We start from the raw sequence: 23933 nt of genomic DNA on the forward strand, positions 1-23933 counted from the left end.
CCTGGAGCGCGGGCCGGATATTAACACTCGGGGCTGATAAACTGCGCATCATTGCCCCTTGCTATCGTTTTGATTTTGTAGAAAAAGCCCTTCTGGAGGCGCCCATGAAATTCATCCACCAGCGCGAGCACCTGAACGAAGACGACATTGTCGTCATCGAATGCTCCCAAATGTGCAACATCCGTTTGATGAACGACGCCAACTTCCGTAGCTTCAAGAACGGCGGCCGGCACACGTATCACGGCGGCGCGTTCGACACCTTCCCGGCCCGGATCACTGCCCCTAGCACCGGTTTCTGGAACATCACCATCGACACCGTCAGCCACCGTGCAATCAGCGTCACGCGCAAGCCGACCCTGACCCACAAGATCAAAATCATCCGGCGTTCCAGCTCGAAACTGAGCTGAATCGCCCCTTATTCAAGACAGGCAAAACCGTGGCCCAGACGACCAAATACGTCATCAAGTACAAGCTCAACGACGAACGCCGCTTCGAATTCGCGCAACTGGAAACCGGCACCGAGGAAGAAGCCAGGGCCGCATTGCAAAAGCTGCACGGCGAAACTGACGATGTGATCAGCGACGTCAAGGTCAGCAAGGCGCTGTAACAACACACCCTGATTGTTTTTTGTGGCACCGAGGTGAGCGCGATGCTCTTGTGGCGAGGGAGCTTGCTCCCGCTCGGCTCTGTAGGAGCTGTGTAGGAGCTGTGTAGGAGCTGTGTAGGAGCTGTCGAGTGCAACGAGGCTGCGATCTTTCCCCAGACATTTGAGTCTCAAGCGAAAGATCAAGATCAAGATCAAGATCAAGATCAAGATCAAGATCAAGATCAAGATCAAGATCAAGATCAAGATCAAGATCAAGATCAAAAGATCGCAGGCTTCGCCAGCTCCTACAGAGCCCACAGGGATGGCTGCGTACCGCAAGAATCGGGGTGCCCTGCAACGCAGCACTGCGCAGACTGAACAGTCCTTCCAACAAGGATTGCCATCGTGCCCCCTACGCCTTCCCTGCCCCAACACCTCGCCAACCTTGACTGGCCCACCCTGGAGCAAAATCTCGATCAGAACGGCAGCGCCATCATCCGCGACCTGCTACCGGCCACGCCGTGTCGCGAACTCAGTGGCTTGTACGCCGAACCCGGGCTTTTTCGTTCGCGGGTGATCATGGCCCGCCATGGGTTCGGGCGCGGCGAGTATCAGTATTTTCGCTATCCGCTGCCCGACCTCATCCAGCAGTTGCGCCAGTCGTTGTATCCGGCGTTGGTACCGCTGGCGAACCGCTGGAATGAACACATGGGTATTGAAGTGCGCTACCCCCACGAACACCCTGACTTCATCCGGCGCTGTCACGCCGCCGGGCAATCGCGACCTACGCCGTTGTTGCTGCAATACGGTCCGCAGGACTACAACTGTCTGCATCAGGATCTGTATGGCGAACAGGTGTTCCCACTGCAGGTGGCGATCCTGCTGTCGGAACCGGGCCGGGATTTTACCGGCGGCGAATTTGTCCTCACCGAACAGCGCCCGCGCATGCAATCGCGGCCCCAGGTCTTCGATCTGAAACAGGGCGATGCCGTGGTGTTTGCCGTGCACCAGCGGCCCGTCAAAGGCGTTCGCGGGTATTATCGGGTGAACATGCGCCATGGCGTCAGCTGCGTGCACAGCGGCAGGCGACACACCTTGGGAATCATTTTTCATGATGCGCAGTAATGACACACCGCTCACATTGGACCTGTTCGCCGACCATGCACCCACCACGCCTGGCCAGGTCGAGCAGATCGGCCAGCAAGCGTATGTGCTGCGCGGCTTCGCCCTGCCCTGGCTCGAACGCTTGCTGCCGGCGCTGGAAAGCGTCTTGCAGGCGGCGCCGTTCCGGCAAATGGTCACGCCCGGCGGCTTTACCATGTCGGTGGCCTTGAGCAGTTGCGGTGCGCTGGGCTGGACCACCGACCGCAGCGGCTATCGCTACACCGCCCACGACCCGCAGACCGGCCAACCCTGGCCCGACATGCCGGCGGTGTTTCGCGAACTGGCCCAGGCCGCCGCCCGGCAGGCGCACTTCGAGCATTTCGAGCCCGACGCCTGCCTGATCAACCGCTACGTGCCCGGCGCGCGGATGTCGCTGCACCAGGACAAGAACGAACGCTCCCTCGCCGCCCCCATCGTCTCGATGTCCCTGGGCTTGCCGGCGGTGTTCCAGTTCGGCGGCTTCGAGCGCAGCGACAAAAGCCTGCGCATCCCATTGTTCCATGGCGACATCGTGGTCTGGGGCGGCGTCGACCGGTTGCGCTACCACGGCGTGTTGCCGCTCAAGGAAGGCCAGCACCCGCGCCTGGGCGCCCAGCGGATCAACCTGACGTTTCGCACCGCCGGGTGAAGGTGCAGAATTCAACCGCAAGACCCGGAGTGTCGTCACTTGGATGGCTCGCTACTGTAGCCAAAACGGGCCAATGGACATAACGACCATGAACAGCACTTCGAACAATCTCGCCCCTGAACTGGATCCTCGCTGGGCCGCCGTGCTCGCCCGCGATCCACGCGCCGACGGTACCTTCGTCTATGGCGTGAAAACCACCGGCATCTATTGCCATCCCAGCAGCCTGTCACGCCTGCCCAACCCACGTAACGTCGAGTTCTTCGACACGCCGGAACAGGCCCAGGCAGCCGGTTACCGGCCCAGCAAGCGCGTGGCCCGCGACCAGACCCAGATCGCCGCCCAACAAGCGGCACGGGTTGCCGCCGCCTGCCGGCAGATCGAGGCGGCTGAGGAACTGCCTGGCCTGAATGAACTGGCAGAAAGCGCGGGCTTGAGCCCCTTCCATTTTCATCGGGTCTTCAAGGCAGTCACCGGCCTGACCCCCAAGGGTTATGCCGCCGCCCACCGCTCACGCAAGGTGCGCGAACGCCTGGCCGATGGCGGCACGATCACCGAGGCGCTGTACGACGCCGGTTTCAACTCCAACAGCCGCTTTTATGAGGCAGCCGACAAGGTGTTGGGCATGAAACCCGCCGACTACCGCGCCGCCGGGCAGAACACCGACATCCGTTTCGCCGTCGGCCAATGCTCCCTCGGGGCAATCCTGGTGGCGCAAAGCGAGCGTGGCGTGTGCGCGATCCTGCTGGGGGACGACCCGGACGCGTTGGTGCGCGACCTGCAAGACAAATTCCGCCGGGCCAACCTGATCGGCGCCGACCGCGAGTTCGAGCAATTGATCGCCCAGGTGGTTGGCTTCATCGAAGCGCCGGCCCTGGGCCTGGACCTGCCCTTGGACCTGCGCGGCACCGCCTTCCAGGAGCGGGTCTGGCAAGCGTTGCGGGACATTCCCGCGGGCAGCACCGCCAGCTACGCCGAGATCGCCCAGCGCATCGGCATGCCCAAGGCCGTGCGCGCCGTGGCCCAGGCCTGCGGCGCCAACAGCCTGGCGGTGGCGATCCCTTGCCACCGGGTGGTACGCAGCGACGGCAACCTGTCGGGCTATCGCTGGGGCGTGGAGCGCAAGCGTCAGTTGCTGGCGCTGGAACGCTCGTCCGGGGATTGAATGCCGATGTAGATCGCCACCGAATCGGGGCCACTGTAGACCTCGAAATCGGTGGTGAAACGCCGCACAGCTTGCGGGTTGTCGGCGAAGTACGCCCAGATCAGGCCCCAGGTCTGGATCACGCAGTCGGGCATCGGCCCCTTGGCCGCAAACATCAGGTAATCCCCGCCCTCGATGTCCACGGCGGGATAGCCTGCGCTGGTCGCATCCACCTGCACCCCGGCCGTCACATCGAAGTGGCCGGTGGCATCGGACTCGTAATTGGAATACACCCCGTAGACGAACGACTCCGACTGCCGGGCCGGAATCGTGTCGAACAGCCCTTCGTTGAAGAACTGCTGCCACATCGGGCCGATCCGGGCGGTGTCGGGCTGCTGCTCGTCGGTGTTGCGGGTGCGCACCTGCAAACCGGCCACGGTGAAGGGTTCGACGGTCTTGAGTTTCACGTCCATGGGTTGGGCTCCTTTATGTATGAAGCGCGCATGGTAACCCTCCCACCGTCGGGATCAAGTCGCAGCGCTCGATTGAAAAACTCGACTGGCCCTCGCCGGCCCACACCTGCTAAAAACGCTGTTTCCTTCTGCCGTCGGAGACCCCGCACATGAGCCAGTGGCCAGACACTCGCATTCTTGACCTGCTTGGTATCGAGCTGCCCATCATCCAGGGGCCGCTGGCCGGGGTGACCGGGCCGGCCATGGTGGTCGCGACGTGCAATGCCGGCGGGCTGGGTTCGATGCCGGCAGCGATGCTCGATGTCGAGCAACTGCGCCAGGCGCTGACGACCATCGGCGAACAGACCGACAAACCGTTCAATGTGAATTTTTTCTGTCACCAGCCGCCGGCCTTCGACGAACAGCGGGCCGCGGCCTGGAAGCAACGGCTCAAGCCGTACTACCAGGAACTGGGCGTCGACTTCGAGGCGCCGACCCCGGTGTCCAACCGCACGCCCTTCGATGATGCCGCCTGCCGGGTGCTGGAAGAGATGCGTCCCAAAGTGGTCAGTTTCCATTTCGGCCTGCCGGAAAAATCCTTGCTGGATCGGGTGAAGGCCACTGGCGCGAAAATCCTTTCCTCGGCCACCACCGTCGAGGAGGCCATCTGGCTGGAACAGCATGGTTGCGACGCGATCATTGCCATGGGTTACGAAGCCGGTGGTCATCGCGGGATGTTCCTCAGCGACGACCTCAACACCCAAGTCGGGCTGTTTGCCTTGCTGCCGCAGGTGGTGGATGCAGTGAAGGTGCCGGTGATCGCCACCGGCGGCATTGGCGATGCGCGGGGGATCGTCGCGGCGTTCGCCCTGGGAGCCTCGGCGGTGCAACTGGGCAGCGCCTACCTGTTCACCCCCGAGGCGAAGATCAGCGCTTCCCATCAGCGCGCGTTGCGCACGGCCAAGGAAAGCCAGACCGCTGTGACCAACCTGTTCACCGGTCGCCCGGCCCGAGGCATCGTCAACCGGGTGATGCGCGAAGTGGGCCCGATGAGCCCACTGGCCCCGGCATTCCCCCTGGCGGGCGGCGCGTTGATGCCGTTGCGCGCCAAGGGCGAAGCAGACTTCAGCAACCTCTGGGCCGGCCAGGCCTTCCCGCTGGGCCGCGAACTGTCGACGGCCGAGCTGACGCGGCGGCTGGCCGAAGAGGCGTTGGCCCGACTCCACAAAACAGACTCCTGAAAACTTTCATCGCCTGATCGGACGCTATCGCGAGCAAGCTCGCTCCCACAAGGTTCGGTGGTGAACATAAATCCGGCGACCACCTCAGGCCCCATGTGGGAGCGAGCTTGCTCGCGATGGCGGTAGCACATTCAAAATGGATGCAAGCTGACCCACCGCCATCGCGAGCAAGCTTGGCTCCCACAGGGAATAGGGGGCAACCGGCACATCCAGGCACACCACCGGACCTGTGGGAGCTGAGCTTGCTCGCGATGGCGGCAGCACATTCAAAATGGATACCAGCTGACCCACCGCCATCGCGAGCAAGCTTGGCTCCCACAGGAAATAGGGGGCAACCGGCACATCCAGGCACACCACCGGACCTGTGGGAGCTGAGCTTGCTCGCGATGGCGGCAGCACTTTCGAAATGGATGCAAGCTGACCCACCGTCATCGCGAGCAGGCTCGCTCCCACAGGGAATAGGGGGCAACCGGCACATCCGGGTACACCACTGGACCTGTGGGAGCTGAGCTTGCTCGCGATAGCGGTAGCACATTCAAAATGGATGCAAGCTGACCCACCGTCATCGCGAGCAAGCTCGCTCCCACAGGGAATGGGGGCAACCGGCACATCCGGGTACACCACTGGACCTGTGGGAGCCGAGCTTGCTCGCGATGGCGGCAGCACATTCAAAATGGATACCAGCTGACCCACCGTCATCGCGAGCAAGCTTGGCTCCCACAGGGAATAAGGGGCAACCGGCACATCCGGGTACACCACTGGACCTGGGGGAGCCGAGCTTGCTCGCGATGGCGGCAGCACATTCAAAATGGATGCAAGCTGACCCACCGTCATCGCGAGCAAGCTTGGCTCCCACAGGGAATAGGGGGCAACCGGCACATCCGGGTACACCACTGGACCTGTGGGAGCTGAGCTTGCTCGCGATGGCGGCAGCACATTCAAAATGGATGCAAGCTGACCCACCGTCATCGCGAGCAAGCTTGGCTTCCACAGGGAATAAGGGGCAACCGGCACATCCGGGTACACCACTGGACCTGGGGGAGCCGAGCTTGCTCGCGATAGCGATAGCACATTCAAAATGGATGCCAGCTGACCCACCGTCATCGCGAGCAAGCTTGGCTCCCACAGGGAATAGGGGGCAACCGGCACATCCGGGTACACCACAGGGGGCCTGAGGTGGCAGCAGGATTTATGTTCACCACAGAACTCTGTGGGAGCGAGCCTGCTCGCGATGGGGCCAGCCCCTGCATCCACACTCCCCAGGCAAAATGCCGCGTTCCGTTTGTCGGTCATTCGCTATATATTCCGGTATATAGCGAACCTGACCCCACGGAGCCTCACCCATGCCCCTCACCCGTTTCGCACCGTTGCTGCTGACCACGCTCTTCACCGTTGGCGCCGTCCAGGCCGCTGAGGTGCAGGTGGCGGTCGCTGCCAATTTCACCGCGCCGATCCAGGCCATCGCCGCCGATTTCGAAAAAGACACCGGGCACAAGCTGGTGGCGGCTTACGGGGCCACCGGGCAGTTCTACACCCAGATCAAGAACGGCGCGCCATTCGAAGTCTTCCTCGCCGCCGACGACACCACCCCGGCCAAACTCGAAAGCGAAGGCGACACCGTCAAGGGCTCGCGTTTCACCTACGCGGTCGGCACCCTGGCGCTGTGGTCAGCCAAGGACGGTTATGTCGACAGCCAGGGCCAGGTGCTCAAGCGCAACGACTTCCAGCACCTGTCCATCGCCAACCCGAAAGCCGCACCCTACGGCCTGGCCGCGACTCAGGTGCTGGACAAGCTCGGCTTGAGCGCGCAGGTGAAAAGCAAGCTCGTCGAAGGCCAGAACATCACCCAGGCCTATCAATTCGTCTCCACCGGTAACGCCGAACTCGGTTTCGTCGCCTTGTCCCAGGTGTACAAGGACGGCAAAGTGACGGGCGGCTCGGCGTGGATCGTCCCGGCTGAACTGCACGACCCGATCAAACAGGACGCGGTGATTCTCAACAAGGGCCGGGACAACCCCGCTGCCGCGGCCCTGGTGGATTACCTCAAGGGCCCGAAAGCCGCCGCCATCATCCAAACCTACGGTTACCAACGCTAAATGCCACTGACCAGCGCCGACTATGCCGCCATCTGGCTGACCCTGAAACTGGCGTCATTGACCACGGTGATCCTGCTGCTCATCGGCACGCCCATCGCATTGTGGCTGTCGCGCACCCGCTCCTGGCTACGCGGGCCGGTGGGTGCGGTGGTGGCGTTGCCGTTGGTGCTGCCGCCCACGGTGATCGGTTTTTACCTGTTGCTAGCGCTGGGGCCGAACGGCTGGATCGGCCAGTTCACCCAAGCCCTCGGGTTGGGCACCCTCACCTTCAGCTTCACCGGGCTGGTGATCGGCTCGGTGATCTATTCCATGCCGTTTGTGGTGCAGCCGTTGCAGAACGCCTTTGCCGCCATCGGCAGTCGCCCCCTGGAAGTCGCCGCCACCCTGCGGGCCGGGCCTTGGGATACGTTTTTCAGCGTCATCCTGCCCCTGGCCCGCCCCGGCTTCATCACCGCGGCGATTCTCGGCTTTGCCCACACCGTCGGCGAATTCGGCGTGGTGCTGATGATCGGCGGCAACATCCCGGAGAAAACCCGGGTGGTGTCGGTGCAGATCTACGACCATGTCGAAGCCCTGGAATATGCCCAGGCCCACTGGCTGGCCGCGGCGATGCTGGTGTTTTCATTCCTGGTGCTGCTGGCGCTGTACTCCAGCCGTCGAACCCGTGCCGGTTGGAGCTGATCGATGATTCACGCGCGTTTTCAGCTCGACCACGGGGCTTTTTCCCTGGACCTGGATGTGCAACTGCCGGGCCGTGGCGTGACCGCCCTGTACGGGCCTTCCGGCTCCGGCAAAACCACCTGCCTGCGCTGCATTGCCGGATTGGAGCGGCCGGCCCGGGGTTTTATCGAGGTCAACGGCCAAGTCTGGCAAGACAGTGAGCACGGCGTGTTCGTGCCGCCTCATAAACGGTCGGTGGGGTATGTGTTCCAGGAGGCAAGCCTGTTCGCCCATCTGTCGGTACGGGCCAACCTGGCGTTCGGCCTCAAGCGCATCGCGCCGGCACAACGGCGGGTGGACATGCAACAGGCGACCGAACTGCTGGGCATCGGGCACTTGCTCGATCGGCAGCCGCACAACCTGTCCGGCGGCGAACGCCAACGGGTGGGCATCGCCCGCGCCCTGCTCACCAGCCCGCAACTGCTGCTGATGGATGAGCCGCTGGCGGCGCTCGATACCCGGCGCAAAAACGAAATCCTGCCGTACCTGCAACGGCTCCACGATGAGCTGGACATCCCGGTGCTGTATGTCAGCCATTCCCAGGACGAAGTGGCGCGCCTGGCCGATCATATCGTGCTGCTCGACGGCGGCCGCGCGCTAGCCAGTGGGCCGATCGGCGAAACCCTGGCCCGGCTCGACCTGCCATTGGCCCTGGGGGATGACGCCGGAGTGGTGATCGAGGGCAAGGTCAGCGGTTATGACCCGGCTTATCAATTGCTGACCCTGAATCTGCCCGACAGCCAACTGAACGTACGCGTGGCCCACACCTCCCTGGCCCTCGGCCAGCCGCTGCGTTTCAAGGTCCAGGCCCGGGATGTCAGCCTCAGCCTGGCGAACGATGCCCAGACCAGCATCCTCAATCGCCTGCCGGTCACCGTGGTCAGCGAACAGGCGGCCGACAACGCCGCCCATGTGCTGATCCGCCTGGAAGCCGCCGGCACCCCGCTGCTGGCGCGCATCACCCGCTATTCGCGCGATCAGCTGAAATTGCATCCAGGGCAGGTGTTATGGGCGCAGATCAAGGCGGTGGCGGTGTTGGCGTAGGATTCGAGCTTCTCAGGTGACCCCAAACCTGTGGGAGCGAGCTTGCTCGCGATAGCGGTGAGTCAGCTTGCATAAAGGTTGAATGTGCCGGCGCCATCGCGAGCAAGCTGAACTGGCCTAATAATTCCGGACACCTCTTAAGGGCGATATGATTTCGCCAATTTGGAGGTTCCATGAAAGAAAGAAGAGTCTTTTCCCGCGAGTTCAAACATCGTGCGGCCAGCATGGTGATTGATGACAACTGTTCAGTACAGGAAGTCTGCGCGTCGCTGGACATCAGTGCTACCGCGTTACGACGGTGGGTGGACCAGGTTCGCAAGGAACAAAAAGGTCAGCCAGTTCAAGGCACCAAGGCCATTACTGAGGATCAACGGCAGATTCAGGATCTGAAAGCCAAGATCAAACGCATGGAAATGGAAGCCGAAATCTTAAAAAAGGCTACCGCTCTCTTGATGTCGGATCCCGATCGTTTTCGATGATCGCGGAGCTAAGAGAGTCATTCCCGACCGCCATCCTGTGTCGCGTTTTCGATGTGAAGCGCAGCAGCTTTTACGAGTGGCTACAGCGGCTCTCGCGGCCTAAGATCGAGCGCGAAGAACTCAAGGGGAAGGTGGTTGAACTGCACAGCGAAAGCCGGGAAGCCATGGGGTCCAGAACGATCAGCAAGCATCTGAAGGCCCAAAACATAGCGGTCGGCAGAAGCCTTGTTAGAACACTGATGAGGGAAGCCAACATTGTCAGTAAACAACGCCAGCCTCATCCATTCAGGTCCAAAGGAGTTGAAGCATTTGTCGCACCCAATCTGCTCAAGCGTAATTTCAAGCCGACCGTGGTCAATCAGGTCTGGTGTGGCGACGTTACAAGCTTGATGGTGGGTAAACGCTGGGTTCATCTGGCCATCGTTATCGACTTGTTTGCTCGCCGGGTCATTGGTTGGGCATTTTCGCTGATCAATGACGCCAACCTGGTCAGCAAGGCGTTACGCATGGCGATAGAGCTTCGAACATGCCCACCTGGATTGATGTTTCATTCGGATCAGGGCTGTCAGTACACCAGCCGCAAGTTTCAAGAAGAGTTGATGCGCAATGGCATTTTGCAAAGCATGAGTCATCGCGGGCAGTGCTGGGACAATGCTCCAACAGAACGTTTTTTCGGCACCCTGAAGTCAGAATGGGTCCCTCGCAACGGTTACAGCACGAGCGAGGAAGCACAAACCGATATGGTGCGCTTCTTCATGTACTACAACCGCACCAGGCTCCACAGCTACAACGACTACCTATCGCCAATAGCCATGGAGCAAAAAGCAGCATAAACACCGTAACTGGTGTCCGGATTTACTTGACCAGTTCAAGCTCGCTCCCACAGGTTCGGTGGGGACAGCCCCAGAATCTCCCACAGGTTCGGCGGCGGCAGCCTCAGAATCTTGGCACGACGGCAACAGCCTGCGGTCAATGAATTCACAGGCCACCGGATTCGTTGCCAAGGACTCTTTTCATGCCCGACACCCTGCCGCCGGATGCGCTGCCGGCCGACCTGCATTATGTCGATGACACGGCCCCGGGCATCACCCGCAAAAAGCAGCGGGGCAAATTCTGTTATTTCGACCCACAGGGCCAGCGCATCACCGACGCGGCCGAGATCCAGCGCATCAATGCCCTGGCGGTGCCACCGGCCTACACCGATGTCTGGATCTGCACCGACCCGCGCGGCCATCTCCAAGCCACCGGGCGCGATGCCCGCGGGCGCAAGCAGTACCGTTACCACGCGCGCTGGCGTGAGGTCCGTGATGCGGACAAGTATTCGCGGATGCTGGAATTCGGACGAGCCCTGCCGCGCTTGCGCAAACGCTTGGAGGAAATCCTCGCCACGCCCGGGTTCAGCCGCGACAAAGTCATGGCCACGGTCATCACCCTGCTGGACGTGACCCTGATCCGCGTCGGCAACAGCCAATACGCCCGGGACAATCGCTCCTATGGCCTGACGACCCTGCGCAACAAGCATGTCGAGGTCAACGGCAGCGCCATCGCCTTCCAGTTCCGCGGCAAGAGCGGCATCGAGCACCAGATCACCGTGAAGGACCGGCGCCTGGCGCGGATCATCAAGCGCTGCCAGGAGATCCCCGGGCAAAATCTGTTCCAGTACCTGGACGAACACGGCGAGCGCCACGCCATCAGTTCTTCGGACATCAACGCCTACCTCAAGACCCTCACTGGCGCTGACTTCACCGCCAAGGACTACCGCACCTGGGCCGGCAGTGCTGCCGCTCTGGCCGGGTTGCGGACGCTGCGCTGGGAAACCGAAAGCGAGGCCAAAAGGCATGTCGCCGAGATGGTCAGGCAAGTCGCCCGACAGCTGGGCAACACGCCGACCGTCTGTCGCAAGTGCTACATTCATCCTGCGGTGGTGGAGGGTTTCCTGCTCGGTGCCCTGACCCAGTTGCCCAAACCCCGGGCACGTAAAGGCCTCAGCGCAGAAGAAGCCGGGCTGACGCTATTTCTGCAGCGCATGACCCAAGCCGCCCAGAAATGCGAACAACAGCAACCGGCTTGATGCGCTCACCGGCAGCCAGCCACGGATGAGGAACATCCGCAGACCGCTGGACTCCCAACTGTACGGCACAGCCGATCCGCAGGCACTTCAAAGGGTGAAGTCGACAGGAGTTTCAGATGTCCGAACACATTGTCCATTTTCATTGCCAGATCGATCAGGGCACCACCGAACGCTTTCGCGACAACTGCCTGGAGGCCATTGAGAAAGGCGCCGACTCGCTGATGCTCAATCTCTCCACAGTCGGCGGCAGTACCAACTTCGGTTTCACCCTCTACACCTTCATCAAGTCCCTGCCGGTACCGGTACGTGCGGTGAACGCCGGCAACATCGAGTCGATGGGCATCGTCATGTACCTGGCCGCCAGCGACCGCACCACCACCCCGCATTCGCGGTTCCTGATTCATCCGATGAACTGGTACTTCGGCCAGAAATCCGTGGACCACTCACGCTTGCGCGAGTACCTGTCCAGCCTGGACAACGACGTGGCGCGCTACGTGGAAATCTACGTCAAGGAAACCGCTGGCGCGGCGACGCAGCTGGATATCTTCAAATGCCTGTGCGCCGAAGAGCGGGTGATTCCGGCGGAAAACTCCCTGGCTTTCGGCATTGCCCATCGGGTCGAGCAAGTGGTATTCCCGGCAGATGCCAAGCATTGGAAAGTCAGCGGCGGCGAGGATTAGAAGTGAAGTCGGGCGGCCGACCATTCGTCGCCAGCAAGCGGTTTTTTTTTAAACTTCCCCCGGCCAATTTCTTTCCCAACTAATGCGAGGCACGTTGCTCGCTCAACCAAAAATGAGGATTCTCGAAAATGGCCAGTAGCGGAAACAAAAACCCAGGCAACTTCGCAAATGATCGTGAAAAAGCATCGGAAGCCGGCAAGAAAGGCGGACAGGCGTCGGGCGGCAACGTTGCCAACGACCGGCAAAAAGGCACTGGAGCCGGTAACAAAGGTAGCGAACGCAGCCAAGGCGGCGGCAGAAAATCGTAACCACCCAGATCGTTGGGGCGCAGACGTACTGCGCCCCGGCGCTATCCGCTCTCGCCCTCGCTACAAATACGAAATTCCATATATTCGATTGTCCGCATATACTCCGGCGCAGCCCAACCTTGCGCTTATCGGAGCCGATCGATGAAAGTCCTCTTCATGTGCACAGCCAACAGTTGCCGCAGCATTCTCAGCGAAGCGATGTTCAACCATCTGGCCCCGGCCGGGTTCGAGGCCGTCAGTGCCGGCAGTTTCCCCAAGGGCCACGTGCTGCCGCGCAGCCTGAGCACCTTGCAAGAAGCCGGTATCAGCATAAAAGGCTTGCGCAGCAAGGGTAACGACGCGTTCGAGGACAGCCCGCCGGACATCGTCATCACCGTGTGCGACAGCGCCGCCCGCGATGCGTGCCCGGTGTACTTCGGCCCGGCCATCAAGGCCCACTGGGGCCTGGTCGATCCATCGAACGTCAGAGGCAGCGACGATCAGATCGGCCAGGCCTTCCATGCCACCCTGGATCGTATCGAAAGCCGCTGCCGGGCCTTTTTTGCCCTGCCCTTCGACCAGCTCGATGCCCAGGCCCTGAAAGCCGAACTCGACCGCATCGGCACCCTCTGACCGCTCAACCTGCGCGATAGGCCTGCTTCACCGTCTCGATCCAGCTCGCCTCCAGGCGCGACTGTTCGGTGTCCAGGCCCAGCGCCTGCATCTTCGCCAGGTGCGCGTCGGCCTCTCGCGCCAGGGAGCCCTGGGCGCTGGAGTTGGCGTCCAGCTGATGCATCTGGGCCAGCCCCAGGTGATAGAAACGCAGCAGCTTCATGGCGATGGGGTCCTGGGCCTGCACGCCAGCTGTCACCTGGTGCATCACGTTGGTGATTTTCATCAGGCTGCGCTTGAGCTGCCAGCCGTACACGGCAGCGGCCATCCACGGCTGCGACCAGAAATACAGGCGCATCAGCGCAGCCATCGCCAGCACCGCGACAATCACCCCGCCGAGATTGAAACGAAAGTTATCGCCCCCGGGCGTGCCCAGCAGCATCACGCTCAGGCTGGACAGCAGCATCGCCAGGGCCAGGAACACCACTGCGATGATCAGGGTGCTGCGGCGAGTCTGCTTGCGGTACGTGTCGCCATCCCACGGTTTGATCTCGAACATCGCGGTGCAATTTCCTTGTACGGCATCAAAAGAGTCACGCATTATCGCCTGCCCGGTCGATTTAGCTATGCTGGAGCTCATTTTGTAGCGCAACCGACTCGCCGGGTCCGGATCAAAGTCCATGGCGATAGCGCAAGGATCGTGCGATCTTTCTACGTGGACGTTTTTTTCAAGATGCCGTCGTTGTGTGCATGGCATCGTTTTCAAGGAAAGCTGAATGACTCAAAGACATGTAATCAACGCCTCGGTAAGCCCCAAAGGCAGCCTGGAGACCTTGTCCCAGCGCGAAGTCCAGCAATTGAGCGAAGCCGGTTCCGGCAGTATCTATACCCTCTTCCGCCAGTGCGCCCTGGCCATCCTCAACACCGGCGCCCATGTTGATAACGCCAAGACCATCCTGGAAGCCTACAAGGACTTCGAAATCCGTATTCACCAGCAGGACCGGGGCGTGCGCCTGGAGCTGCTGAACGCGCCGGCCGACGCGTTCGTCGACGGCGAAATGATCGCCAGCACCCGGGAAATGCTGTTCAGCGCCCTGCGCGACATCGTCTACACCGAGAACGAGCTGGACAGCCAGCGCATCGACCTCAGCTCGTCCCAGGGCATCAGCGACTACGTGTTCCACCTGCTGCGCAACGCCCGCACCTTGCGTCCAGGCGTGGAGCCGAAAATCGTCGTGTGCTGGGGCGGTCACTCGATCAACACCGAAGAATACAAATACACCAAGAAAGTCGGCCACGAACTGGGCCTGCGCAGCCTGGACATCTGCACCGGTTGCGGCCCTGGCGTGATGAAAGGCCCGATGAAAGGCGCCACCATTGCCCATGCCAAGCAGCGCATCCACGGCGGTCGCTACCTGGGCCTGACGGAACCGGGCATCATCGCCGCCGAGGCGCCGAACCCGATCGTCAATGAGCTGGTGATCCTGCCGGACATCGAGAAACGCCTCGAGGCTTTCGTACGTGTCGGTCACGGCATCATCATCTTCCCGGGTGGCGCTGGTACGGCGGAAGAGTTCCTCTACCTGCTGGGTATCCTGATGCACCCGGCCAACCAGGACCTGCCGTTCCCGGTGGTTCTCACCGGGCCGAAAAGCGCCGCGCCGTACCTCGATCAGTTGCATGCGTTTGTCGGTGCGACCCTGGGTGAGGCGGCGCAGAAGCACTATCAGATCATCATCGACGACCCGGCCGAAGTGGCGCGGCAGATGACCCAGGGGCTCAAGGAGGTCAAGCAGTTCCGCCGCGAGCGCAACGACGCCTTCCACTTCAACTGGCTGCTGAAGATCGACGAGGGCTTCCAGCGCCCGTTCGACCCGACCCACGCCAACATGGCCAGCCTGGGCCTGAGCCGCGACCTGCCCGCCCACGAACTGGCCGCCAACCTGCGCCGGGCGTTCTCGGGGATCGTGGCCGGTAACGTCAAGGACAAGGGCATCCGCCTGATCGAAGAACACGGCCCGTACGAGATCCACGGCGACACCGCCATCATGGAACCCCTCGACCGCCTGCTCCAGGCCTTCGTCGCCCAGCACCGCATGAAACTGCCGGGTGGCGCGGCGTATGTGCCGTGCTATCGCGTGGTGACCTGACCTATCTGAGGACTACAAATCCAATGTGGGAGCGAGCTTGCTCGCGATGACAGCGGCACATTCAGCACAGATGCAAGCTGAACCACCGCTATCGCGAGCAAGCTCGCTCCCACAGGAGTTCTGCTGTGGTCACAGAGTCGGGGTCAGCCGCATCAGGCCGGCTTCATCCACTTCAATGCCGAGCCCAAGGTAATCCTTGATCTGCGGATGAAGGGTGACCACCGGGTGCGTATGCGTCGCCGTCACCACCAGCACATCCGCCTCGGCCGCCTCGCCTGCCTGGATGCCCGCCTCTGCGTCTTCAAAGACCAGGCATTCCTGCGGTGCCACTTGCAAGCGCTCGGCGGCCAGGCGATAGCAGGCGGGGTTGGGCTTGCCGTCGCTGACGTCTTCGGCCGTGACCATGACCAAAGGGCGTGGAATTGCGGCGGCTTCCATGCGGCGCAAGGCCAATGCCATGGGCGCTGAGGTGACGATTGCCCAGCGCTCTGGCGGCAGGCTGTTCAGAAAGGCCTGCGCACCGAGCACCTGCACCACCCCTTCAACGTCTTCGATTTCCTCGCGGGTAATCTGCTCGGCCTCGGCCTGGGCATCCACCCCCGGCAAGCGCTGGCGGGCGATGGTGTCGATGGCGCGCACGCCATGGATCGTCGGCAGGAACGTCGCCACGTCCACGCCATGGCGCAGGGCCCAGCGCGTCCAGATCCGCTCGGCGGCGGCGATGGAATTGAGCAGAGTGCCGTCCATGTCGAACAGGAAGGCGCGGTAGGCAATGTGGGTGGGGAGACTGGCAGGCATCGGATCCTCGGTGGCGGCGTGGCGGGTGATGGCCACTGTAACATCGCCAGAACCCAATCCCCTGTGGGAGCGAGCTTGCTCGCGATAGCGGTGGGTCAGCTTGCATCGATGCTGGATGTGCCGGCGCTATCGCGAGCAAGCTCGCTCCCACAGGGTTTAGTGGTGGGTGGGTTACACCAGCCGCTCGATCGACTGATGCTGCCACACCCGCTTGTAGTACAGCGTCTGCAACAGCAGCATGCTCAAGTAGGCCACCGGGAACGCCATCCACACCCCTTGCAGCCCGAAGTGAGCGTCCAGCAGATACGCCGCCGGCACTTGCACGGCGACGATGCAGAAGATCGAGATGGCGACCGGCACCAGCACCGTGCCGCTGGCGCGCATGATGCCGCCGACGATCGCCTGGAAGCCGAACACCAGCAGGCTCCAGAGCATGATGTGCAGCAGGTGTTCGGCCTGGACCCGTGCCGCCGGATCGGTGATGAACAACCCCAGCAGCCAGTGGGACAACAGATAACCCAGGACCACCAGCCCACCGGTAAGCCAGAGGTTGATCAACAACCCCGTGCGCAGGATCGGCCCCAGGCGCTCCAGGCGTCCGGCACCGATGGCCTGGGCGCCGAGGATCGAAGCGGTGATGGCGATCGACAGCGCCGGAAACTGCACGTAGTTGACGATCTGCGTCACCGCGCCGTAGGCCGCCGTGGCCTGGGAGCCATGGCTATTGACCAGCGTCAGGATGACCAACTCGGACAACGAGATCACCACCATCTGCAACCCGGTGGGCAAGCCAATGCGCAGCACTTTGCCAAGGATCTCCGTGTCCAGGCGCATCGCCGCGAACAACGCCCGGTCCGGTGCCAGGGCATGCTCGCGACGGTTCAGGCGCCACGCCAGCATGGCCATGGCCGAGGCCGTCCCCACCAACCCCGCCAGCGCCGCGCTCTGGATGCCCATCGGCGGCAACCCCAGCCAGCCACGAATCAATGCCGGCGTGAGCAGCAGCCCGACACTGGTGGAAATCAGCAGCGCCAACATCGGTGACACCGTATCGCTCACCCCGCGCAGCAGCTGGGTAAACAGCACAAATACCAGCAACATCGGCAGGATCCACATCATGACCCGGGCATAGGAAACGGCGTCCTCCAGCACATCGGCCGGCGTGCCGAGCCCCTGCAACGCCTGGCGCGCAAAGACACTGCCAAGCACCGCCGCCGTCAGGCCGATGATCGCCCCCAACAACAACGTCGAACCGGCAATCGCCTTCACCGTGCCGGTTTCTCCGGCACCGTAGGCCTGCCCGATCAACACCCCCGCCCCCGCGCCGAGGCCAATCACCAAGGCGATAAAGAAAAACACGATGGGAAACATGCCCGACACCGCCGCCAAGGCCTGGGTACCGAGCATCTGGCCGATGTAGATGCTGTTGAATGTGCCAGACATGGACTGCAGGAAATTGGACAGGACCATGGGGGCCAGGAACAGGAGATAGGTTTTCCAGAGGGGCTGGGTGGGCATGGGGGCTCTGATGGCAGGTTCGAAAATCCAATGCGGGGTAATTTAGCGCAATCCATTCAGTCTGTTTCAGAAGAATCAGCGCGCACCGGCCTTTGTGGCGAGGGAGCTTGCTCCCGCTGGGCTGCATTGTAGGAGCTGCCGAGCGAAGCGAGACTGCGATCTTCCAAAGGCCAGTTGAGTCGCAAGTGAACGATCAAAAGATCGCAGCCTTCGGCAGCTCCTACAGAGCCGCGCGGGAGCAAGCTCCCTCGCCACAAAGGCCGGTGCGCCATCCACAAAGGCCCGTGCGCCATCTCCCTCGCCATGCGGCTTATACCTTCGTCGGGTGCATTCGACATTTCACAGACTGCGTCTAATCTGAAGTAGCACAGTGCCACGCGCTGTGTAGGCCAATGCCTACAGCAATACCGGTATCGGACAGCCGGTCTTAAAGTCCGAGTAGGGGTCGCAGATAACCAGTTATTCGCAAATAACCTGTTAGCAACACTGTTCAAGGACCGAACCATGACGTCGTACTCTCACGGTCATTCCCTTTCCCAAGCCCAACCCCGCATCCTCTGGAATGCCGTGCTGGTGGCCGTTGCCGCGAGCATCGGCGTGCTGGCGCTCAATGGTGCGAGCGCACAAAACATCGGTTTGAGTGTGGCGATCCTGGCCGCAGGCGTCGGTGCCGGCGTATGGGGTGCGCGTTCGCAACGCCGGCAGTTCGACAGCGCCATCGCCGCCGCCCTGGCCCGCCACGACCTGCAAGCCGGCGAGCACCTGGCCCATAAAACCCGCGAGCAACTCAACGAAGTCATTCTTGGTGCCATGCCGATCTGGGCCAAGCAGGTCGAAAGCTCCCGACAGCAGACCGAAACCGCAATCGTCTCGCTGACCAGCCGCTTCACCGGCATTTCTTCGCGCCTGGAAGAAACCGTGCAAGCCTCGCAACTGGCCGCCGGTGAGTTGGCCGGCAGCAGCAGTGGCGGAGCCGTGCAGGTGCTGGCCAAGAGCGAAAGTGAACTGGTCAAGGTCATCGATTCGCTGAAGGCCACCCAGGCCAGCCGCGATGAAACCCTGGCCCAGGTACGCAACCTGACGGCCTATACCGGCGAGCTGCGGACCATGGCCGCCGATGTCGCGGCGATTGCCGCGCAGACCAACCTGCTGGCCCTCAACGCCGCCATCGAAGCCGCCCGTGCCGGCGAGGCCGGGCGTGGGTTTGCCGTGGTGGCCGACGCCGTGCGCAGTCTCTCGAGCAAGTCCAGCGAGACCGGCCAGCAGATGTCGGCCAAGGTCGACATCATCAACACCGCCATCACCCAACTGGTGCATGCCGCCTCCAGCGGCGCGGACCAGGACAGCCATTCGGTCACTGCCTCCGAGCAAAGCATCCAGCAGGTGCTGGAGCGCTTCAAGAGTGTCACCGGCAGCTTGGCCGACTCGGCCGACATGCTGCAGCGCGAGAGCTTCGGCATCCGCGATGAACTCACCGAGGTGCTGGTCAGCCTGCAATTCCAGGATCGGGTCAGCCAGATCCTCAGCCACGTGCGCGACAACATCGAGGACCTGCATGTGCACATGCAGCAGGCCAACCAGTCGCCCGAACAGGCTGTTTCCATCGACGCCCGCCAATGGCTGGCGCGCATGGAAACCACCTACGCCACCGACGAGCAACGCCGTAATCACCACGGCGACTCGAGCGCGCAACAGACTTCACAGGAAATTACCTTCTTTTAGGAGCGCCGTTCATGGCTAAAAGTGTATTGGTTGTCGACGACTCCGCGAGCGTTCGACAGGTGGTCGGCATCGCGTTGAAAAGTGCCGGCTATGACGTGATCGAAGCCAGCGATGGCAAGGACGCACTGGGCAAGCTCAATGGCCAGAAAGTGCACCTGATCATCAGTGACGTGAACATGCCCAACATGGACGGCATCACCTTCGTCAAGGAGGTCAAGAAGCTGGCCAGCTACAAGTTCACGCCGATCATCATGCTCACCACCGAATCCCAGGAATCGAAGAAACAGGAAGGCCAGGCCGCCGGAGCCAAGGCCTGGGTGGTCAAGCCGTTCCAGCCAGCGCAAATGCTGGCGGCGGTATCCAAGCTGATTCTTCCTTGATCGCCGGAGGCTCCCATGCCGTTGCAATACGAGACACACGATGACACCGCCCAGGTGCACATCGACGGCGAGCTGACGATCTACACCGCCGCCGACCTGGCCGCGCAATGGTTGCCGCACCTGGGCGCAACGCCGCGGATGGCCCTTGATCTGTCGCAGATCACCGAGATGGACGGCGCCGGCCTGCAACTGCTGCTGATGGTACAGCGCGAGGCCGCCAAGGCCGGCACCCAACTGACATTGACCGGCCAAAGCAAAGCCGTCACGGAAACACTTGCCCTGTGCAACCTGCTTGCCTAGGGCTGTTGCAATACGTCGGACACGACAAAGGATATGAGCGTGAGCATCAATCTCGATCAGGCACAACAGACCTTCATCGTCGAGGCACGGGAACAGTTGCAGGCGATGGAAGAGTCGCTGCTGCAACTGGAAACCGACCCCGGTGACGATGACGCCATTGGCGCGATCTTCCGGGCGGCGCACACGATCAAGGGTTCGGCCGGATTGTTCGGCCTGGAACCGATCGTCAGCTTCACCCACATCGTCGAAGACGTGCTCGATCGCCTGCGCAACGGCAGCGTCGAGGTGGACGCCGGCCTGATCGCGGTGCTGCTCAAGTCCAGCGATCACATGCTGGAACTGATCAACGTGGCCGCCAACCAGGGCGGAGCGCTACCGCCACCGGCCCTGCAACGGGAAGTGGAACTGTGCCAGATCCTGCAGGAGTACCAGGCGCCCTCGCCCGCTGCGGCCCCGACGCCAGCCCCTGAAACCAACACCCGCGAACCCGGCGAAACACGCCTCTGGCACATCTCCCTGCGCTTCGGCCAGGACGTGTTCCGCAACGGCATGGACCCGCTGTCGTTCCTGCGCTATCTGCAAACCCTGGGTGACATCGTCGACCTCACCACCCTGATCGACGCCCTGCCCGCCGCCGACGCCTGGGACGCCGAATCCTGCTACCTGGGCTTCGACATCGAATTTCGCTCGACCGCCAGCCACGGGGCGATCAACGAAGTATTCGATTTCGTCCGCGAAGATTGCGAGATCGAGATCGTTGCCCTGGATGACGACATCGCCCCCGCGGCAAACACTGGCCTGGTTGCCACGTCGCCGGAACCGGCCGAGGAAAACACCGCACTGGTCACCACCGGCGAGTTGCTGTCCGACCAGCGCAAGACCCCGCGCGTGCCCGCCCAGATCGCCAGCGACAAACAAGCGGTGACCAGCGACAAGGCCAAGGACGGCACCTATGTGCGGGTCAATGCCGACAAGCTCGACGAGTTGATCAACCTCGTGGGCGAACTGGTCATCGCCAGTGCCGGCGCCAGCCTGCTGGCCCGCACCTGCAACAACGATCCATTGCAGGAATCCACTTCGACGGTGTCGTCATTGGTGGAGGAAATCCTCGACGGTGCCCTGCGCCTGCGCATGATCCCCATCGGCGAAACCTTCAACCGCTTCCGTCGGGTGGTGCGCGATGTCAGCCAGGAACTGGGCAAGGACATCGACCTGATCATCAGCGGTGCGGAGACCGAGCTGGACAAGACCGTGGTGGAAAAAATCGGCGACCCGCTCATGCACTTGCTGCGCAACGCCATGGACCACGGCATTGAAACTGCTGAGGCGCGCCTGGCCGCCGGTAAGCCGGCCAAGGGGCATCTGCACCTCAACGCCTATCACGACTCGGGCAGCATCGTGCTGGAAATCGCCGACGATGGCGCCGGCCTGAACCGCGACCGGATCCTGGAAAAAGCCCAGGAACGTGGCCTGGTGACACCCGGCGCAAACCCGACCGACCAGGAAATCTACAACCTGATCTTCGAACCTGGCTTCTCCACCGCCCAGGCCGTGACCAACCTTTCGGGGCGTGGCGTAGGCATGGACGTGGTCAAGCGCAACATCACCCTGCTGCGCGGCACCGTCGACCTGGACAGCCAGCCCGGCAAGGGCACCGTGGTGCGCATCCGCCTGCCGCTGACCCTGGCGATCATCAATGGTTTTCTGGTGGGCATCGGTCAGTCGACCTATGTCATTCCGCTGGACATGGTCCAGGAATGCATCGAGCTGAGCGAAGACGATGGGCTCGCCAGCCGCGAACAAGGCTACCTCGACCTGCGCGGCGAGGTGCTGCCGCTGGTCTACCTGCGCGATCACTTCAGCCACGAAGGCCCGGCCGCGCGCCGGCAGAACGTGGTGGTGGTGCGCTACGCCGAACTCAAGGCCGGGCTGGTGGTGGATGATTTGCTAGGTGAATTCCAGACCGTGATCAAGCCGCTGGGCAAGCTGTTTGGCGCCCTTCGCGGCATCAGTGGCTCGACCATCCTGGGCAGTGGCGCCGTGGCGTTGATTCTCGACGTGCCAGCGCTGCTCACCCAGATCACCCAAGTGGAAAACCGCTACACACCGACTCAATTCCAACAAGCCAACGCTCGCTGACGCTTTAGCAATTCCATGGAGAGGTACTTCCCAATGAAATGGTTCTACGATCTTAGAATCGCCACCAAACTGATCACTTCATTTCTTGTGGTGCTGGCGCTGACAGCCGTCATGGGGGTGTTCTCGATCATCCAACTGGGCCAGGTGAACGGCACCACCATTGAGATCCGGGAAAACTGGATGCCTTCGATGCGTGCGGCGTCGGGCATGCGCTTCTACGGGGCGAACTATCGCCTCAAGGAAAACCGCCATATTACCGCTGACTCCGAGCAAGAGCGCGCCACCACCGAGCAAGAAGCCGACGAGGCCAAGAAAGCCTTTGAAACGCGCCTGGCGACCTACGAAAAACTGCTGTCCAACGCCGAAGACCGTCAACTGTTCGAAACCACCCGCAATGACTGGAACGCCTACCTCGCGGTGAGCAAGGACCTGCTTGCACTGTCTCGGCAAAACCTGACCGAACAAGCCCATGCCCTGCTCAAAGGCGAGTCCAAGCGTCGATTCGACCTGGTAACCAGCGACCTGCAAAAGCTGGTGGAACTCAATGATGTCGGGGCCGGTGCGGCCAGCGAACGTGGTACGGCACTGTTTGAAAACGCACGCCTGTCGATCATTGTCGCGCTGGTTGCCGCCCTGCTGGTGGGCCTGGGCCTGGCGCTGTTCATTTCGCGGATCATCTCCCGCCCATTGAAACAGGCCGCGACCGTCGCCGAGCAATTGGCCGAAGGCAACCTGAACGCCAAAATCGAGAGTGGCTCCAAGGACGAAACCGGCATGGTGCTCAATGCCATGCAGAACATGGTCGGCAAGCTCTCGCACATCATCGGTGAAGTGCGCAACGCGGCGGACAACCTGGCCAGCGCCTCCGAAGAAGTCAGCGCCACCGCGCAATCGATGAGCCAGGCCACCAGCGAACAGGCGGCCAGCGTCGAGGAAACCAGCGCCTCCATCGAGCAGATGAGCGCCAGCATCAACCAGAACACCGAGAACGCCAAGGTCACCGACGGCATGGCCAGCAAGGCCGCCAAGGAAGCCACCGACGGCGGCGAATCGGTGCAGCAGACCGTGGTGGCGATGAAGAAAATCGCCCAACGCATCAGCATCATCGACGACATCGCCTACCAGACCAACCTGCTGGCGCTCAACGCTGCCATCGAGGCCGCCCGCGCCGGTGAACACGGCAAAGGTTTCGCGGTGGTCGCCGCCGAAGTACGCAAGCTGGCCGAACGCAGCCAGGTGGCCGCCCAGGAAATCGGCGAGCTGTCGTCCAGCAGCGTCGACATGGCCGAGAAGGCCGGGAACCTGCTCAACGAGATGGTCCCGTCGATCAACAAGACCTCGGACCTGGTGCAGGAAATCAGCGCCGCCTCCGAAGAACAGGCCGCCGGTGTGGCGCAGATCAACACCGCCATGACCCAGCTCAACCAGGTGACCCAGCAAAACGCCTCCAGCAGCGAAGAACTGGCCGCTACCGCCGAGGAAATGAGCAGCCAGGCCGAGCAACTGCAGCAGGCCATGAGTTTCTTCACCTTGGACACGCCGCCCAAATCCGCCGTCCAGGTCGCTCGGGGCGACAACACCCCCGGCCCGTCCAGCCGCAAACCGGCCCGGACTCCGGCACCGGTCATGCCCAAGGCGTTTGCCTACAACATGGCCAGCGCCCCGGACGAATCGGAATTCACCCGGTTCTGATGGCCCGGATCCACTGGCTTGCTTAAAGGAGAA

At 62.0% G+C, this 23933-nt stretch carries 25 protein-coding genes; 21 read left to right on the plus strand and 4 right to left on the minus strand.

Going from position 1 to position 23933, the window contains the following annotated elements; all coding sequences use genetic code 11:
• Positions 1–104 precede the first annotated feature (104 nt).
• The 5 genes from LOY50_RS17050 (at position 105) to ada (ending at position 3540) form a co-directional block, all read left to right on the plus strand.
• On the plus strand, positions 105–407 hold the full coding sequence (locus tag LOY50_RS17050; RefSeq protein WP_014337810.1) for a DUF1883 domain-containing protein: 303 nt from the start codon (positions 105–107) through the stop codon (positions 405–407).
• Between the two features lie 29 nt (positions 408–436).
• Positions 437–607 carry a hypothetical protein gene (locus tag LOY50_RS17055; RefSeq protein ID WP_014337809.1) on the plus strand — a complete coding sequence of 57 codons (171 nt, stop codon included), beginning with the start codon at positions 437–439 and terminating at the stop codon, positions 605–607.
• Positions 608–991: 384 nt separating this feature from the next.
• Entirely contained in the window at positions 992–1711 is a 720-nt protein-coding gene (locus LOY50_RS17060) for a 2OG-Fe(II) oxygenase (protein ID WP_258688596.1), read from the plus strand.
• Positions 1698–2378: a DNA oxidative demethylase AlkB gene (gene alkB / locus LOY50_RS17065; RefSeq protein ID WP_258688598.1), complete on the plus strand. Its 681-nt coding sequence runs from the start codon at positions 1698–1700 to the stop codon at positions 2376–2378. Before LOY50_RS17060 ends, alkB begins: the two co-directional genes overlap by 14 nt.
• 88 nt (positions 2379–2466) lie before the next feature.
• A complete protein-coding gene (ada, locus tag LOY50_RS17070; RefSeq protein ID WP_003203015.1) occupies positions 2467–3540 on the plus strand; it encodes a bifunctional DNA-binding transcriptional regulator/O6-methylguanine-DNA methyltransferase Ada in 1074 nt (357 codons plus the stop codon).
• On the opposite strand, the gene LOY50_RS17075 is transcribed toward ada, so the two are convergent.
• Entirely contained in the window at positions 3504–3992 is a 489-nt protein-coding gene (locus LOY50_RS17075) for a GyrI-like domain-containing protein (protein WP_258688601.1), read from the minus strand. The genes ada and LOY50_RS17075 overlap by 37 nt on opposite strands.
• A 149-nt stretch (positions 3993–4141) precedes the next feature.
• Between LOY50_RS17075 and LOY50_RS17080 the strand changes: the two genes are divergently transcribed.
• The 10 genes from LOY50_RS17080 to LOY50_RS17125 all read left to right on the plus strand — a co-directional run bounded on the left by LOY50_RS17080 (position 4142) and on the right by LOY50_RS17125 (position 13222).
• Positions 4142–5212 carry a nitronate monooxygenase family protein gene (locus LOY50_RS17080; RefSeq protein WP_258688603.1) on the plus strand — a complete coding sequence of 357 codons (1071 nt, stop codon included), beginning with the start codon at positions 4142–4144 and terminating at the stop codon, positions 5210–5212.
• A 1343-nt stretch (positions 5213–6555) separates the two neighbouring features.
• Positions 6556–7308 carry a molybdate ABC transporter substrate-binding protein gene (modA, locus tag LOY50_RS17085; protein WP_258688607.1) on the plus strand — a complete coding sequence of 251 codons (753 nt, stop codon included), beginning with the start codon at positions 6556–6558 and terminating at the stop codon, positions 7306–7308.
• A complete protein-coding gene (gene modB / locus LOY50_RS17090) occupies positions 7309–7989 on the plus strand; it encodes a molybdate ABC transporter permease subunit (protein ID WP_014337803.1) in 681 nt (226 codons plus the stop codon).
• A 3-nt stretch (positions 7990–7992) separates the two neighbouring features.
• Complete coding sequence (gene modC, locus LOY50_RS17095) at positions 7993–9072, plus strand: molybdenum ABC transporter ATP-binding protein (RefSeq protein ID WP_214511971.1); 1080 nt, start codon at positions 7993–7995, stop codon at positions 9070–9072.
• A gap of 173 nt (positions 9073–9245) precedes the next feature.
• Entirely contained in the window at positions 9246–9551 is a 306-nt protein-coding gene (locus LOY50_RS17100; RefSeq protein WP_038858942.1) for a transposase, read from the plus strand.
• Entirely contained in the window at positions 9548–10384 is an 837-nt protein-coding gene (locus LOY50_RS17105; RefSeq protein ID WP_258688422.1) for an IS3 family transposase, read from the plus strand. The genes LOY50_RS17100 and LOY50_RS17105 overlap by 4 nt, the downstream gene beginning before the upstream one ends.
• 182 nt (positions 10385–10566) lie before the next feature.
• Positions 10567–11622 carry a DNA topoisomerase IB gene (locus LOY50_RS17110; RefSeq protein ID WP_253475924.1) on the plus strand — a complete coding sequence of 352 codons (1056 nt, stop codon included), beginning with the start codon at positions 10567–10569 and terminating at the stop codon, positions 11620–11622.
• A 116-nt stretch (positions 11623–11738) separates the two neighbouring features.
• Positions 11739–12302: an ATP-dependent Clp protease proteolytic subunit gene (locus LOY50_RS17115; protein ID WP_014337800.1), complete on the plus strand. Its 564-nt coding sequence runs from the start codon at positions 11739–11741 to the stop codon at positions 12300–12302.
• Positions 12303–12430: 128 nt separating this feature from the next.
• Complete coding sequence (locus LOY50_RS17120; protein ID WP_003203031.1) at positions 12431–12610, plus strand: general stress protein; 180 nt, start codon at positions 12431–12433, stop codon at positions 12608–12610.
• Positions 12611–12751: 141 nt separating this feature from the next.
• Positions 12752–13222 (plus strand): arsenate reductase ArsC, encoded by a 471-nt coding sequence (locus LOY50_RS17125; RefSeq protein WP_253475927.1) that lies wholly within the window; start codon positions 12752–12754, stop codon positions 13220–13222.
• A 4-nt stretch (positions 13223–13226) separates the two neighbouring features.
• Here the strand turns inward: LOY50_RS17125 and LOY50_RS17130 are convergent, their stop codons facing one another.
• Complete coding sequence (locus LOY50_RS17130; RefSeq protein WP_214511968.1) at positions 13227–13760, minus strand: DUF3087 family protein; 534 nt, start codon at positions 13758–13760, stop codon at positions 13227–13229.
• Positions 13761–13977: 217 nt separating this feature from the next.
• Here LOY50_RS17130 and ppnN point away from each other — a divergent pair, with 217 nt between their 5' ends.
• Positions 13978–15351 carry a nucleotide 5'-monophosphate nucleosidase PpnN gene (ppnN, locus tag LOY50_RS17135; protein WP_253475930.1) on the plus strand — a complete coding sequence of 458 codons (1374 nt, stop codon included), beginning with the start codon at positions 13978–13980 and terminating at the stop codon, positions 15349–15351.
• Between the two features lie 129 nt (positions 15352–15480).
• On the opposite strand, the gene LOY50_RS17140 is transcribed toward ppnN, so the two are convergent.
• Both LOY50_RS17140 and LOY50_RS17145 read right to left on the minus strand, forming a co-directional pair.
• A complete protein-coding gene (locus LOY50_RS17140) occupies positions 15481–16149 on the minus strand; it encodes an HAD-IA family hydrolase (protein WP_258688618.1) in 669 nt (222 codons plus the stop codon).
• 171 nt (positions 16150–16320) lie between these two features.
• Positions 16321–17667 (minus strand): MATE family efflux transporter, encoded by a 1347-nt coding sequence (locus LOY50_RS17145; protein ID WP_214511966.1) that lies wholly within the window; start codon positions 17665–17667, stop codon positions 16321–16323.
• A 504-nt stretch (positions 17668–18171) separates the two neighbouring features.
• Between LOY50_RS17145 and LOY50_RS17150 the strand changes: the two genes are divergently transcribed.
• From LOY50_RS17150 to LOY50_RS17170, 5 genes are read left to right on the plus strand one after another with little or no spacing between them, the layout of a single operon-like run.
• Positions 18172–19389: a methyl-accepting chemotaxis protein gene (locus LOY50_RS17150; protein WP_258688620.1), complete on the plus strand. Its 1218-nt coding sequence runs from the start codon at positions 18172–18174 to the stop codon at positions 19387–19389.
• 11 nt (positions 19390–19400) lie between these two features.
• The gene (locus LOY50_RS17155; protein ID WP_003203044.1) at positions 19401–19769 is read left to right on the plus strand and encodes a response regulator; all 369 of its coding nucleotides are present in this window, start codon (positions 19401–19403) and stop codon (positions 19767–19769) included.
• Positions 19770–19784: 15 nt separating this feature from the next.
• Complete coding sequence (locus tag LOY50_RS17160; RefSeq protein ID WP_258688622.1) at positions 19785–20069, plus strand: lipid asymmetry maintenance protein MlaB; 285 nt, start codon at positions 19785–19787, stop codon at positions 20067–20069.
• Between the two features lie 39 nt (positions 20070–20108).
• Positions 20109–22208, plus strand: coding sequence for a chemotaxis protein CheA (locus LOY50_RS17165; protein WP_258688624.1), 2100 nt, complete (start codon positions 20109–20111; stop codon positions 22206–22208).
• A 33-nt stretch (positions 22209–22241) separates the two neighbouring features.
• On the plus strand, positions 22242–23900 hold the full coding sequence (locus LOY50_RS17170) for a methyl-accepting chemotaxis protein (protein WP_258688626.1): 1659 nt from the start codon (positions 22242–22244) through the stop codon (positions 23898–23900).
• Positions 23901–23933 lie beyond the last annotated feature (33 nt).

The organism is Pseudomonas sp. B21-010 (assembly GCF_024749325.1).
GTDB lineage: Bacteria > Pseudomonadota > Gammaproteobacteria > Pseudomonadales > Pseudomonadaceae > Aquipseudomonas > Aquipseudomonas kilonensis.

Excerpts from the sequence above, each read along its gene's own strand:
- LOY50_RS17050 (WP_014337810.1), top strand. The coding sequence starts at position 105 with ATGAAATTCATCCACCAGCGCGAGCACCTGAACGAAGACGACATTGTC.
- alkB (WP_258688598.1), top strand. The coding sequence starts at position 1,698 with ATGATGCGCAGTAATGACACACCGCTCACATTGGACCTGTTCGCCGAC.
- ada (WP_003203015.1), top strand. The coding sequence starts at position 2,467 with ATGAACAGCACTTCGAACAATCTCGCCCCTGAACTGGATCCTCGCTGG.
- LOY50_RS17075 (WP_258688601.1), bottom strand. The coding sequence starts at position 3,992 with ATGGACGTGAAACTCAAGACCGTCGAACCCTTCACCGTGGCCGGTTTG.
- LOY50_RS17080 (WP_258688603.1), top strand. The coding sequence starts at position 4,142 with ATGAGCCAGTGGCCAGACACTCGCATTCTTGACCTGCTTGGTATCGAG.
- modA (WP_258688607.1), top strand. The coding sequence starts at position 6,556 with ATGCCCCTCACCCGTTTCGCACCGTTGCTGCTGACCACGCTCTTCACC.
- modB (WP_014337803.1), top strand. The coding sequence starts at position 7,309 with ATGCCACTGACCAGCGCCGACTATGCCGCCATCTGGCTGACCCTGAAA.
- modC (WP_214511971.1), top strand. The coding sequence starts at position 7,993 with ATGATTCACGCGCGTTTTCAGCTCGACCACGGGGCTTTTTCCCTGGAC.
- LOY50_RS17100 (WP_038858942.1), top strand. The coding sequence starts at position 9,246 with ATGAAAGAAAGAAGAGTCTTTTCCCGCGAGTTCAAACATCGTGCGGCC.
- LOY50_RS17105 (WP_258688422.1), top strand. The coding sequence starts at position 9,548 with ATGATCGCGGAGCTAAGAGAGTCATTCCCGACCGCCATCCTGTGTCGC.
- LOY50_RS17110 (WP_253475924.1), top strand. The coding sequence starts at position 10,567 with ATGCCCGACACCCTGCCGCCGGATGCGCTGCCGGCCGACCTGCATTAT.
- LOY50_RS17115 (WP_014337800.1), top strand. The coding sequence starts at position 11,739 with ATGTCCGAACACATTGTCCATTTTCATTGCCAGATCGATCAGGGCACC.
- LOY50_RS17120 (WP_003203031.1), top strand. The coding sequence starts at position 12,431 with ATGGCCAGTAGCGGAAACAAAAACCCAGGCAACTTCGCAAATGATCGT.
- LOY50_RS17125 (WP_253475927.1), top strand. The coding sequence starts at position 12,752 with ATGAAAGTCCTCTTCATGTGCACAGCCAACAGTTGCCGCAGCATTCTC.
- LOY50_RS17130 (WP_214511968.1), bottom strand. The coding sequence starts at position 13,760 with ATGTTCGAGATCAAACCGTGGGATGGCGACACGTACCGCAAGCAGACT.
- ppnN (WP_253475930.1), top strand. The coding sequence starts at position 13,978 with ATGACTCAAAGACATGTAATCAACGCCTCGGTAAGCCCCAAAGGCAGC.
- LOY50_RS17140 (WP_258688618.1), bottom strand. The coding sequence starts at position 16,149 with ATGCCTGCCAGTCTCCCCACCCACATTGCCTACCGCGCCTTCCTGTTC.
- LOY50_RS17145 (WP_214511966.1), bottom strand. The coding sequence starts at position 17,667 with ATGCCCACCCAGCCCCTCTGGAAAACCTATCTCCTGTTCCTGGCCCCC.
- LOY50_RS17150 (WP_258688620.1), top strand. The coding sequence starts at position 18,172 with ATGACGTCGTACTCTCACGGTCATTCCCTTTCCCAAGCCCAACCCCGC.
- LOY50_RS17155 (WP_003203044.1), top strand. The coding sequence starts at position 19,401 with ATGGCTAAAAGTGTATTGGTTGTCGACGACTCCGCGAGCGTTCGACAG.
- LOY50_RS17160 (WP_258688622.1), top strand. The coding sequence starts at position 19,785 with ATGCCGTTGCAATACGAGACACACGATGACACCGCCCAGGTGCACATC.
- LOY50_RS17170 (WP_258688626.1), top strand. The coding sequence starts at position 22,242 with ATGAAATGGTTCTACGATCTTAGAATCGCCACCAAACTGATCACTTCA.